Annotated in this window: 10 protein-coding genes; 4 read left to right on the top strand and 6 right to left on the bottom strand. The window is 65.0% G+C overall.

The genetic code is table 11. The features are described 5' to 3' along the window. Positions 1–18: 18 nt before the first annotated feature. From LH390_RS05975 to can, 5 genes are all read right to left on the bottom strand, one after another. On the bottom strand, positions 19–1,383 hold the full coding sequence (locus tag LH390_RS05975) for a PFL family protein (RefSeq protein ID WP_227282166.1): 1,365 nt from the start codon (positions 1,381–1,383) through the stop codon (positions 19–21). 3 nt (positions 1,384–1,386) lie between these two features. Continuing rightward, a complete protein-coding gene (locus LH390_RS05970; RefSeq protein WP_227282167.1) occupies positions 1,387–1,656 on the bottom strand; it encodes an ACT domain-containing protein in 270 nt (89 codons plus the stop codon). Between the two features lie 81 nt (positions 1,657–1,737). Beyond that, a complete protein-coding gene (locus LH390_RS05965; RefSeq protein ID WP_227282168.1) occupies positions 1,738–2,472 on the bottom strand; it encodes a glutamine amidotransferase in 735 nt (244 codons plus the stop codon). Between the two features lie 66 nt (positions 2,473–2,538). After that, positions 2,539–3,105: a TetR/AcrR family transcriptional regulator gene (locus LH390_RS05960; RefSeq protein ID WP_227282169.1), complete on the bottom strand. Its 567-nt coding sequence runs from the start codon at positions 3,103–3,105 to the stop codon at positions 2,539–2,541. A 118-nt stretch (positions 3,106–3,223) separates the two neighbouring features. Then, complete coding sequence (can, locus tag LH390_RS05955) at positions 3,224–6,061, bottom strand: aconitate hydratase (RefSeq protein ID WP_227282170.1); 2,838 nt, start codon at positions 6,059–6,061, stop codon at positions 3,224–3,226. Between the two features lie 364 nt (positions 6,062–6,425). Between can and LH390_RS05950 the strand changes: the two genes are divergently transcribed. From LH390_RS05950 to LH390_RS05940, 3 genes are all read left to right on the top strand, one after another. Beyond that, complete coding sequence (locus tag LH390_RS05950; protein WP_227282171.1) at positions 6,426–6,932, top strand: Rv1476 family membrane protein; 507 nt, start codon at positions 6,426–6,428, stop codon at positions 6,930–6,932. Between the two features lie 572 nt (positions 6,933–7,504). After that, a complete protein-coding gene (locus LH390_RS05945; protein ID WP_227282172.1) occupies positions 7,505–9,202 on the top strand; it encodes a DIP1281 family NlpC/P60 protein in 1,698 nt (565 codons plus the stop codon). A gap of 75 nt (positions 9,203–9,277) precedes the next feature. Continuing rightward, on the top strand, positions 9,278–10,342 hold the full coding sequence (locus tag LH390_RS05940) for a ferrochelatase (protein ID WP_227282173.1): 1,065 nt from the start codon (positions 9,278–9,280) through the stop codon (positions 10,340–10,342). Here the strand turns inward: LH390_RS05940 and LH390_RS05935 are convergent. After that, positions 10,318–11,076 carry a hypothetical protein gene (locus LH390_RS05935; protein ID WP_227282174.1) on the bottom strand — a complete coding sequence of 253 codons (759 nt, stop codon included), beginning with the start codon at positions 11,074–11,076 and terminating at the stop codon, positions 10,318–10,320. The genes LH390_RS05940 and LH390_RS05935 overlap by 25 nt on opposite strands. A 49-nt stretch (positions 11,077–11,125) precedes the next feature. Between LH390_RS05935 and LH390_RS05930 the strand changes: the two genes are divergently transcribed. Continuing rightward, positions 11,126–11,974 carry a DUF3097 domain-containing protein gene (locus tag LH390_RS05930; protein WP_227282175.1) on the top strand — a complete coding sequence of 283 codons (849 nt, stop codon included), beginning with the start codon at positions 11,126–11,128 and terminating at the stop codon, positions 11,972–11,974. The last annotated feature ends 5 nt before the right edge of the window (positions 11,975–11,979 follow it).

The following is an 11,979-nucleotide window of genomic DNA, read 5'->3' as shown; positions in this document are numbered from 1 at the left end:
AGGGACGCGGGGGTGCTTTTAGTTTCGGAACCCGTGGACTGGGGCGGGGATGAACCCGCCGCGGTGAATGAACTCGTTGGAATCGACGGTGTTGACGTCAATGACCGGAGCGTAGCCCAACAGTCCACCAAAGTTGACCTCGTCGCCAGCGCGCGTCCCCGGAACCGGGATAACGCGCACGGCGGTGGTCTTATGGTTCATCACTCCGATGGCAGCCTCATCCGCGATGATGGCAGAGATCGTTTCCGCGGTGGTATCGCCGGGAATGGCGATCATATCCAGCCCAACGGAGCAGATGGAGGTCATGGCCTCCAGCTTGTCCACGCTGATGGATCCGGCGCGCACGGCGTCGATCATTCCGCGGTCCTCGGATACTGGGATGAAGGATCCGGAAAGCCCGCCGACGCGGGAGCAGGCCATCATGCCGCCCTTCTTCACGGCGTCGTTAAGCAGAGCCAGCGCGGCTGTGGTGCCGTGCGTGCCCACCTGCTTTAAGCCCATGTGCTCCAGGATATGAGCCACGGAATCGCCCAGCTCGGCGGTCGGTGCCAGGGAGAGATCGACGATGCCGAACGGTACGCCGAGGCGCTCGGCTGCCATGGTGCCCACGAGCTGGCCGGTGCGGGTGACCTTGAAGGCGGCCTTCTTGATGGCCTCGGCAACCTGATCTAGGCTCGCGCCCTCGAGGCTGCCCAGGGCGCGGTCGACCACGCCGGGGCCGGACACCCCGACGGAGACCACGCAGTCCGGCTCCTCGACCCCGTGGAAGGCGCCGGCCATGAAGGGGTTATCGCCGACGGCGTTGGCAAAGACCACCAGCTTGGCGCAGGCGATGGCGTCGCGCTCCGCGGTCTTTTCGGCCGCCTCGCGCACAATCCTGCCCATCGCGGCCACGGCATCCATGTTGATGCCCGCCCGGGAGGAGGCGATGTTGACTGAGGAACAGACCACGTCCGTGGTGGACAGCGCCTCCGGGATGGAGGCCAGCAGGCGGCGGTCGCCGGTGGTCGCGCCCTTTTCCACCAGCGCGCTATAGCCGCCGATGAAGTTGACGCCCACCTCCTTGGCGGCGCGATCCAGCGCGGCAGCCAGGAGGGCGGGGTTACCGTCGAGACCAGAGGCGACCAGGGCGATCGGCGTCACCGAGATGCGCTTGTTGACGATGGGCACCCCCAGCTCCTTCTCGATGCCCTGGCACACCTCGACGAGGCGACCAGCCTGTGTGGTGACCTTGTCATAAATGGCGGTGCAGGTGTCTTCCATGGTGGAGCGGATGCAGCCCAGCAGGGAAATGCCCATGGTTACGGTGCGGATGTCCAGACGGTACTTCTCCACCATGTCGATGGTGTCCAGGATCCGCCCGGCGTTGATGCTCAATGCCATTGTCTAGACCTCGTTGACCGCGGTGAACAGGGCCTCGGACTGGATCCTGATGGTGAGGTGTTGGACCTTTTCCACCTCGGTCATCGCCTCCTGCACGGCGGGAACGTCGCTGGAGGACTCCGGTAGCTCGACGCGCAGGATCATGGTGAACCACTTGTCCATGATGGTCTGGGAGACGTCGAGAATATTAATGTCTAGTTCCGCAAGTTTAGCGGTCACTGCGGCGATAATCCCGGTGTGGTCCGCACCGGTGACGGTCATAACGGCATACATGCCGATCCATCGTAGTCCGCCCGACCCCTCCCCGGGGTGCTTTTGCCCAGGCAGCATTACCCCTGTGGGCGGAGTGCCCGTCTAGGCGCTGAGCTGCCCCGCCCGCTTATCACACATATCCACAAAGCCGCGCAGCACGGCATTGGACCACGTGGTATCCACCGCCTGCAATTCGGTGACGATGTCATCAAAATCCGCGTCATCAAAATAGCCGTGGTTGCGGTAAAAGCCCATCCGGGTGGCCATGCCCAAGGGGTCCATTTCCGCATGGAACTGGGTGGCCCAGGTATGCGTACCCAGGCGGTAGGCCTGCACCGGGCAGGTGGGCCCGGAGGCCAGCAGCGTTGCACCCTCCGGGATGCGGGTGACGTTCTCGGTGTGTCCCGTCAGCGCGCTGAAGCGGGCGGGCAATCGCCCAAAAAGCTCGTCCTGCGCCCCGTCCGCGGTGAGCTCAACGATGGTTTCGCCACTCTTTTCCGGGTGCGTGTTGCCCACCGCGCCGCCGAAAGACTCGGCGATCAGTCCCGCCCCGAAGCAAACAAAGAGGCACGGTAGCGGCTGGTGGGGGAGTTCAGAGAGCTTATCGACGACCCGTCGGTGCCACTCATCACGCGCCGGCGCGGTCATGTTCAACGAACTGCCCCCAACGAAGATCCCGGTGACACCCGCGGTGGACCCAACCTGGGCATCCGCGGTGTCGAACATGCGCTGCTCTAGCTGTTCCGGGGCAAGCTGGGAGGCCTGGAGGAAATCCCGGTATTCGGCGGCGGCGACGGCCGCCCCACGGCGTGGGGAGAGCAGGAGGAACTTCGACATAGCGTGACAGTCTAGTACACCACCGCGCCGCGAGTGAACTAAGCGGTCTATTTCCGGTGCAGGGGATTAGCCACTTTTGCGTACAGAAGCCTCAACCAGGTCCAACACCCCGGCCATGGAGTCCAGCGGCAGGCCCGCGGCCACCCGGGAGATCAGCCCGTCCATGACGGTCTCTAAGTAGATCATGAGGGTTTCTACCGGGACGTCGGTGCGCATGCGGTCGGCCTGAGCGTTGCGGCGCAGGCGGTCGCGGACGGCGTCGTCAAGGACCTCCTGGTGCTGGCGCCAACGTGAGCGGAAGCTCGAGTCCGTGCGCACCATCCGGGTGATCTCAAGCCGGGTGGCCAGCCAGTCGTGGCGTTCGGGGTGGGAGAGGATGTCGCGCATGACCTCCACCAGCCCGTCGCGGGCAACAACGTCTGCCTGCCGGACCGCGTCCTCGCGCGCGATGGCAAGGAAGAGGCTTTCCTTGTCGCCGAAGTGGTGGAAGATCGCTCCGCGGGACTTTCCGGTTTCTTCCTCAAGCAACCGGACCGTGGCACCTTCATAACCGTGGCGGCCAAAGCAGCGGCGAGCGCCCTCGATGATCTCGTGGCGGCGCTTGGCAAGCTCGGCTTCGCTGACAACGGGCACGCGTTTTCACGTCCAATCCAAAACAGGGGGCAGGCAGGGGACTAATGGGGCACAAGGCCCCCGGAGCGTGAGGAAAAGGTTTCCGCTGGCTCCAGGGGCGTGGGGTGCGGCAGTGCGGCTAGTTTTCGGACTGCGCCATGTGGCGCAGCACGTACTGCAGGATGCCGCCGTGGCGGTAGTAATCCGCCTCACCGGGGGTATCGATGCGCACGGTGGCATCGAACTCGACGGTCTGGCCGTCTTCCTTGGTGGCCGTGACATGGACGGTCTTAGGAATACCGGCGGACTCATCATTGAGGGCGGTGATGCCCTCAATATCAAAGGTCTCCGTGCCGTCAAGACCTAAGGACTCGTGGGACTCACCCTGCGGGAATTGCAGCGGGATGACGCCCATGCCGATGAGGTTCGAGCGGTGGATACGCTCGAAGGACTCGGTGATCACGGCGCGCACACCAAGCAGGTTGGTGCCCTTTGCCGCCCAGTCACGCGAGGATCCGGTTCCGTACTCCTTGCCCGCGATGACTACCAGCGGGATGCCCGCCTTGGCGTAGTTCTGGCAGGCGTCGAAGATGAACTCCTGCGGGCCGCCTTCCTGGGTGAAGTCGCGGGTGTAGCCGCCTTGGACATCAACCAGCTGATTCTGCAGGCGGATGTTGGCAAAAGTGCCGCGCATCATGACCTCGTGGTTGCCGCGCCGAGAGCCCAGGGAGTTGTAGTCCTGGCGCTGAACACCGTGGGCGTCCAGGTATTGCGCCGCGGGGGTACCGGGCTTGATGGCGGACGCCGGGGAGATGTGGTCAGTGGTGACCGAGTCGCCCAGCTTGGCCAAGACGCGTGCGCCGTGGATGTCCTCGACGGGCTCCGGTTCGACAAGCATGCCGTCTAAGTACGGGGCCTTACGGATGTAGGTGGAGTCCTCATCCCAGACGAAGGTCTTGACCTTGGGGACGTCGAGGTTCTGCCACTGCTCGTCGCCCTTGAACACGTCCGCGTAGTCCTCTACGTAGAGCTCGCGGCTAATCGCCTCGGCGATGGTGTCCTCGATCTCCTGGGTGGAGGGCCAGATGTCCTTGAGGTAGACGTCAGTGCCATCCGGGTCCTGGCCCAGGGGCTGGGTGTCAAAGTCAAAGTCCATGGTGCCGGCGAGGGCGTAGGCGATGACCATGATGGGGGAGGCCAGGTAGTTCATCTTCACGTCGGGGGAGATGCGGCCTTCAAAGTTGCGGTTGCCGGACAGGACGGCGGTGGCGGTGAGATCGTTATCGTTGATCGCCGCGGAGACTTCGTCCGGCAGGGGGCCGGAGTTGCCGATGCACGAGGTGCACCCGAAGCCGGACAGGTAGAAGCCCAGCGCTTCCAGGTCCTTCCACAGGTCCGCGCGCTTGAAGTAGCCGTCAACCACCTGGGAGCCAGGCGCACAGATGGTCTTGACCCAGGGCTTGGAGGTCAACCCGCGGGCGTGTGCCTTGCGGGCGATGAGGCCCGCACCCACCATGACCGAGGGGTTGGAGGTGTTGGTGCAAGAGGTGATGGAGGCGATGGCCACCATGCCGTGGTCGAGGGTGTAGCTGCCGCCGTTGGGGGAGTGGACGAGCACGGGCTTGGACTGGCGGCCCTTGGCGCCGGCGGCCGCGGACTCGCCATGGCCGGCGGCCGAGGAGTTGTAGCCGGGGGTTGCCAGATCCTCGGACTCGGTATCCGTGTCGTCGACTTCGCCCTCGGATTCCATGGCGTTGCCGGCCGGGGAGTCGTCCTCGCAGATGGGGTCGTCGGTGAAATCGCCCAGCTGCTTGCGGAAGGTTTCCTTGGCGTCGGACAGCAGGATGCGGTCCTGCGGGCGCTTCGGCCCGGCGATGGAGGGCACCACGGTGGACAGGTCGAGCTCCAGGTACTCGGAGTACTCCGCCTCCGGGGCGTCCATTTCCAGCCACATGCCCTGCGCCTTGGCGTAGGCCTCCACGCGGGCGATCTGCTCCTCCGGGCGTCCGGTCAGGCGCAGGTAGTTCACGGTTTCTTCGTCGATGGGGAAGATGGCGCAGGTGGAGCCGAACTCGGGGGACATGTTGCCGATGGTCGCCCGGTTGGCCAGCGGAACGGACTTGACGCCGTTGCCGTAGAACTCCACGAACTTCTGCACCACGCCGTGCTCGCGCAGCATCTCGGTGATGGTGAGGACGACGTCGGTAGCCGTCACACCCACGGGGATCTCACCGGTGAGCTTGAAGCCCACAACCTTCGGAATGAGCATGGACACCGGCTGGCCAAGCATGGCGGCTTCTGCCTCGATGCCGCCGACGCCCCAGCCGAGGATTCCCAGGCCGTTTTCCATGGTGGTGTGGGAGTCCGTGCCAATGCAGGTATCCGGGTACGCCAGGCCCTCATTGTCAAAGACAACGCGCGACAGGTGCTCGATGTTGACCTGGTGGACGATGCCGGTTCCCGGGGGAACCACGCGGAAGTTAGAGAAGTTCTCTGAACCCCAGCGCAAGAACTGGTAGCGCTCTTCATTGCGCTGGTATTCAATTTCTACGTTCTTGGCCAATGCCTCCGGCCCGCCGAAGGCCTCGACGATGACGGAGTGGTCGATGACCATCTCGGCGGGGTTGAGGGGGTTGACCTGGTCAGGGTTGCCGCCGAGGGTGGACACGGCCTCGCGCATGGTCGCCAGGTCCACCACACAGGGCACGCCGGTGAAGTCCTGCATGAGGACGCGGGCGGGGGTGAACTGGATCTCAATGGAAGGTTCGGCGTGTGGGTCCCACCCGGCGATTGCCTTGATGTGTTCTTCGGTGACGTTTTTGCCGTCCTCGGTGCGCAGGAGGTTTTCTCCGAGCACTTTCAACGAGTAAGGTAGTTTATCCATACCTTCGACAGCATCGAGCGCGAAATAGTCGTATTCCTTTTCGCCGACCGTGAGCTTTCGCTTGGCGTCAAAGGAGTTCTTACTTTCAACCACAGTGAGCTCCACTTCCTAACGGGCAATGGTGGGGGTGTCCTCGTCGCCGGAGCCGGAGTCCGGCATTACGCGAGGTCCAGCCCTAGTTTACCCGTCGTTGAGGTACCGGACCCGCGTCTTGGCTCTGATCTTAACAGTACGGGCGTTCTGTTTCAGAATCTTCGCCAGACTTTTCTTTTCCCACCCCCCGTGTGGGGGGAGCCCAACACTGGTGCACAATGGACGCTAACGGGACCCCGGATATTCCCGATAAATGCCGTAGTAATGCCGCCGGAGAGCTCATAGCCCACCACGGGGTGCGGCTGTCCGAGTTCCCTTCGTTACTGAGATCGAGATACCGAGTAAACAAGGAGCTCGTTGCGCCGTGATCCCCTCCAACGTGAGCACAGAAGACCTAGCCAGCGTGACCGCCGAACTCGAGCGGTCACGAGTGGGGATCATCGGGCAGGGCTCCCTCGACCCCGCGTGGCGCGGGGAGCTTATCGACGCCCAGAGTTACGCACAGTCAGTCACGCACGGTTCCCTGGGGTTCGTCGCGGTGGACACCACGCCGCAACAGCCCGCGGACCTGCGCGATATTGCGCAGGTGCTCCAGGACACAACGGGCTTGGACACGGTGGTGGTACGCGCCCCCCATGCCTCAGGGGCGGTCAGTCAGGTGTATACCCGCGATGCGATAGAGGCGGCGCAACAGCATCTTCTGGACCCCAACTACGCCACGGGGTTGCGTGAGTTTGCCCATGCGATGGATACCACCTCCCCCCAGTGGACGCTCATCGCGGTGGTGGTGTGTCTAGCCCTGGCCTGTGTCGTCGGCCTGGGGGTCTGGATGGGCAAGCGGCACGTGGGTCAGGCCAATACCCTTGACTAGGAGGCGGTAGGGGAGGCCGGGTAGGAATTGGCAGACACGCCAGGGGGTACACCGCAAGAGTGATGAGCGTCACACTGGTCTAGCGTTACATTAAAAGGCCAGGCAGGAGGGGGTAAGCAGCCCGCTGGGGCTGGTGTGAGGGGTGGGATTCATGAAAAATATGTTCCTGACGTGGCGCGCTTAGCCTGCTGTGCCCTATTGTTTTGGTAATGACTCGCGGGTCGATGTTCGTCACATCTGTACCGACTTGTCACAACCGGGGTCCCGGAAACGGGATCGTCGGGCACGGCGAACGCCGCAGTCAAGGCTTTGGCCTAGACGCGGTGAGGTCGCGGATCCGTGTGGGCACGTGGGGAAGCGTGCTTGGGTAACTGCGATCAACCCGCCATGCCGCAGGCGATGCTGCCCGGTTGTGCTGGTGCAGCGGCGCCGCGCAGCGGCCCGCGAGTCATCCCTACGTGTTCAATGGATCGACCAAGACAGCCCCGGGGTTGGCATGCGCCTGCTCAGGGCAACAGGAGAAGCCCGTGGTTCGCACCGGAAAACCGACGCCTTATCGCTGCCTGCGGGCGGTGACTCGCACCAGCGTGGCGGCACTCGTTTGCGCTGCCACGCTCATGACCGTTCCCCCGGCGGTGGCGGAACCGACCAACCCCAGCGACGCTGACCTGGAAAACGCGCGCGCGGCGCTGACTACCGGTGCCAATGACGTCGCCGGTCTGGCTGGCAAGGTGACGCAGGCCCAGGAGGAGATCGCGCGCATTGAGCTCGACATGGGCGCGTTGCGCGAAGAGGTCAACAAGTCCCTGGTTGACCTGCACGATGCGCAGTCCATTGCGGAACGTGCACGCCAGGACGCCGCGGCCGCCAAGCGCGAGCTAGACGGCACCCAAAGTGAGCTGGAAGACGCCCAGCGTCGACTCGATGAGATCTCCCGGACTACCTACCGGCGCGGGGCATCGTCGCCGATGACGGCACTGGCCGGGGAGTCGACGTCGCGGGAGGCCCTCGACCGGTCCACCTTCTTGCGCACAAACGCAGAGAAACAGCGCGCCGCCATTGAGGACTTGGATCGCGCTCGGACGAAAAAGGCGAACAACGAGTCGCGGCTGCGCGAGGCCCGAAACGTTGCAGAACTGCGGGAATCCGAGGCGCAAAGCGCCCAGGATGCCGCCCGCCAGGCGATCGAGAACAACACGGCAAAGCTCGACTCCGCGGCCGCGCAGCGGGACCAATTGGTTTCCGACCAGGAAAACGCTCAGCGGCGACTAGATTCTGCCAAGTCCCACGCGGAGGGTCTGCTGACTCAGCGCGAGGAGTACAACCGCTATCAGGCGGAGGCGGAGGCTCAGCGCAAGGCGGAGAAGGAAGCCGCCGAGCGGGCCGCGGAGGCGGAGCGACGCGCCGATGAGGCAGCGCGCGCACGGGCGCAGAAGGAAAAGGAAGAGGCCGCTCGTGCGCGGGCGGAGGCGGAAGAGAAGGCTCGTCAGCAGGACCTTATTGATAAGGCGAAGCAGGCAGCCGCCGCCAAGGAAGCCCAGCGCGTTGAGGCCACCCAGCCGACGCACACCGAGTTGGATAGCCCGTACCCCACCTCGGAGGATGCGGCTGCCGGCCCGGTGGCAGAGCTGCAAAACCCGGGCGCTCAGGACGCCACGGAGGAAACCGGCACCACAGGCACGGGCGTGGGTTCGTCTTCCGGCACGCAGGACCAGCAGGGCACCGATGCGGCTGAGGAGACCACCGAGCAGGAGGCCGCACCCGCAGAGGCGCAGGGATCGAGCGGCTCGGCGGCGTCGGGAAGCGATGCCGCAGGGCAGGGCTCCAGTGCCGTGGTCAGCGGGGCGCGCTCGGAGCTGGTGGAAACGGTCATCGCGCGCGCGACCTCGCAGATCGGCGTGCCCTATGCCTGGGGCGGCGGCACCGCCACGGGCCCCAGCCTGGGCATCCGGGATGGGGGAGTCGCGGACTCCTATGGTGACTACAACAAGGTGGGCTTCGACTGCTCTGGCCTGGTGGTCTATGCGTTCGCCGGGGTGGGCATTTCCCTGCCGCACTACTCCGGGTACCAGTACCAGCGCGGTACGCAGTTGGATCCCAGCCAGATGCAGCGCGGTGACCTGATCTTCTATGGTCCGTCCGGCAATCAGCACGTGGCAATTTACCTTGGCGATGGCACCATGGTGGAGGCCCCGCAATCGGGATCCTACGTGCAAATCTCCCCGGTGCGCTGGTCCGGAATGAGCCCTTATGTGGTGAGGCTGCTCTAATTGCCGCTGGTGGAGCCCACTTTCACGGGCTCCACCTTTTGCTCATAGTCGAACGAAAGTCGTAAAGTCATGCCCATGACTGACGCACCCCAGCACTATGATGCGCTCCTCGTCTTGTCCTTCGGCGGCCCCGAAGGCGAAGACGAGGTTATTCCTTTTCTAGAGAACGTCACCCAAGGCCGCGGCATCCCCCGCGAGCGGCTGCGGGTGGTCGGCGAACACTACTTCCACTTCGGCGGAGTCAGCCCACTCAATAGGCTCAACCGGGAACTCATTGCCAATGTGGAGGCGGAGTTGTCACGGCGCGGCGAGACGCTGCCCGTCTACTTTGGCAACCGCAATTGGCACCCCTTTGCGCAGGAAGCCGCCGAGCAGATGGCCGCCGACGGCGTGCGCCGCGTCCTCGTCTTTGCCACCTCGGCGTGGGCCGGATACTCCGGAACCGACCAATACAACGAGGACATTATCCGGATGCGCGATCACCTTGCCTCCAAGGGGCTTCCGGATATCGAGTTCACCAAGCTGCGCCAGTTCTATGACCACCCGCGCGTCATCGCCGAAAGCGCCGCCTCCGTGCGCCGTGCCCGCGAAGAGGCCCCCAAGGACGCACGCGTCATCTTCACCGCGCACTCCGTCCCGCTCGCCGCGGATAACGCCGCCGGCGGCCCGGAGGACCCCCAGCTGTATTCGCGCCAGGTCAAGGAGGCCGCACGCCTTATCGCCACGAGCGCCGGGGTCGAGCAGTGGGATGTTGTGTGGCAATCGCGCTCCGGCAACCCGCGCACCCCGTGGCTCGAGCCGGACGTGGTGGATCACGTTGTTGACCTGCACGATAAGCAGGGCGTCAACGCGATCGTGGTGTTCCCGGTGGGCTTCATCTCCGATCACATGGAAGTGGTCTGGGACCTGGATACGGAGCTGCGCGAGGCAGTCGACGAGCGCGGCATGACCATGGTTCGGGCGAGCACCATCGGCTCCACCCCGGAATTTGCGGGCATGGTCGTCGACCTCATCGACGAGTGGACCAAGGATGCGCCGCTAGAAAGCGCGGGGGAGGTCACCGTCACCGGCGCGTCCATCAACGGAGAGCCCTGCAGCGATCCGCAGCGCAGCCGCTACCGTCCGGTAGCCACCGCGTAGGCGACGGCCGACTCCCGCGCCGCCCGGATATGGCGGGTCAGGGCCAACAGGTGGGGATCGAAGCCGTGCTCCCCGGCGCGCTCCAGTACTGCCTCCACGATGGCGGCCACCTGATCTGCGCGGGCGATCAGCCGCGCGCTGCGCGTCGGCGTGCCCGGCGGCAGGCCGATGGAATCATAATGATCACGCAGCGTCCCCACCGTCAGGCGCGGATCCGGCAGCGGTGAGGCGCCGGGCTGGGGGTGCGCCGCGGTGATGGCGCTCGCCGCCTCCCGCGTCGCAGCAGCAAGCGCGAGATCAGCCTGCCCGGGGGCCAGCGGTGCGGGGGGAACAAAAGGCGCCGCGAGCTCGTAGGCATTCCACTCCAGCGTCGCATCGGAGCGCGTGACAACCAGCGCCGTCCAGCCTCCCCCTCCCGCAACGAGGATCGCCCCGCCGAGGCTGCCTGCAGCACTAGCCTGGCGCGCCGCCGGACTGCCGGCAGGCAGCGCGGCAGGGTCACCCGGTCCGGCCAGGGTGAGCAATACTCCCGGACCGCTGCGTGCCGACGCCCCCGGCAGCGCCCGCAGCACCCCAAGTAGCTCGATGATGGGCGCGCCCGCGTACCGGTGTGTGGCGGCGTCGGGGGAGAAGGCGTCGAGAAGCGCATCGGTAGACACCGATCCTTCCAGCCAGGCGTTGATCCACAGCGCCCAATCCTGCAGCGGGCTCCACACTTGGGTTTGCACATCCATGACCGCACCATGCTAGCCGCTGACACGGCGCCTACTAAGCTCTGGGGCCATGGTTGCACACGATCCTTATGCCGGAGACATCTTTGCCGGGCATGCGCGGAAACGCCCGCGCGTCTACCCCTCGCTGCCGGCGAAGCCGGGCATGGTCGTTGAGGTGCGCGCCACGGGATACGTCGGCGCCGTCATCGGCTGTGAACGCACCTACGACGGTGACTTCGTCCGCCTCGAAGATCGCCACGGCGCGCAGCACCTGTTCCACCTCCGCAACGGCGCATTTCTCTTCGAAGGCAAGCCAGTGACCTTGACGCGCTACGTGGCTGATGCCCCGCGCCCCCCGCAGCATTCCAACAGCGGATCCCGGCGCGTGGCCAATGTTCAGGCCAAGGTTGCCGCTCCCTCGCGGATCTGGGTGGAGGGTATCCATGATGCCGCCATCGTCGAGCGGGTGTGGGGCCATGACCTGCGCGTCGAAGGGGTGGTGGTGGAATACCTTGAGGGGCTGGACAACCTGCCGGAACGCCTGGCTGAGTTTCGCCCGGAACCGGGCAGGCGGGTAGGCGTCCTGGCCGACCACCTGGTCGCCGGATCCAAGGAAACCCGGCTCACGGCTGCGGTCGGCCCTGATGTCCTTGTTACCGGGCACCCGTACATCGATATCTGGGCGGCGGTGAAACCCGAGCGACTGGGCATCCGCGCGTGGCCCGAGGTTCCCCGCGGCGAGGATTGGAAGACCGGCGTGTGTCAGCGTCTGGGCTGGTCAGACCCCCAGGAAGGGTGGAATCGCGTGTTTAACGCCGTGCGCTCATTCCGCGATCTTGATTCCAGCCTGATCGGAGCCGTCGAACGCCTCGTGGACTTTGTCACCACCCCCGAGCTGAGCAAGGAGGACCTCTGCTAGCTCGC

This window comes from Corynebacterium uberis (genome assembly GCF_020616335.1).
Classification (GTDB): Bacteria; Actinomycetota; Actinomycetes; order Mycobacteriales; family Mycobacteriaceae; genus Corynebacterium; species Corynebacterium uberis.
The sequence above is the reverse complement of the archived record's forward strand: the minus strand, read 5'-3'. Positions and strand labels throughout refer to the sequence as shown.

Bases quoted from the DNA above. Each gene is read 5' to 3' on its own strand.
- LH390_RS05975 (WP_227282166.1), bottom strand. From the start codon at position 1,383: ATGGCATTGAGCATCAACGCCGGGCGGATCCTGGACACCATCGACATG.
- LH390_RS05970 (WP_227282167.1), bottom strand. From the start codon at position 1,656: ATGTATGCCGTTATGACCGTCACCGGTGCGGACCACACCGGGATTATC.
- LH390_RS05965 (WP_227282168.1), bottom strand. From the start codon at position 2,472: ATGTCGAAGTTCCTCCTGCTCTCCCCACGCCGTGGGGCGGCCGTCGCC.
- LH390_RS05940 (WP_227282173.1), top strand. From the start codon at position 9,278: ATGACTGACGCACCCCAGCACTATGATGCGCTCCTCGTCTTGTCCTTC.
- LH390_RS05935 (WP_227282174.1), bottom strand. From the start codon at position 11,076: ATGGATGTGCAAACCCAAGTGTGGAGCCCGCTGCAGGATTGGGCGCTG.
- LH390_RS05930 (WP_227282175.1), top strand. From the start codon at position 11,126: ATGGTTGCACACGATCCTTATGCCGGAGACATCTTTGCCGGGCATGCG.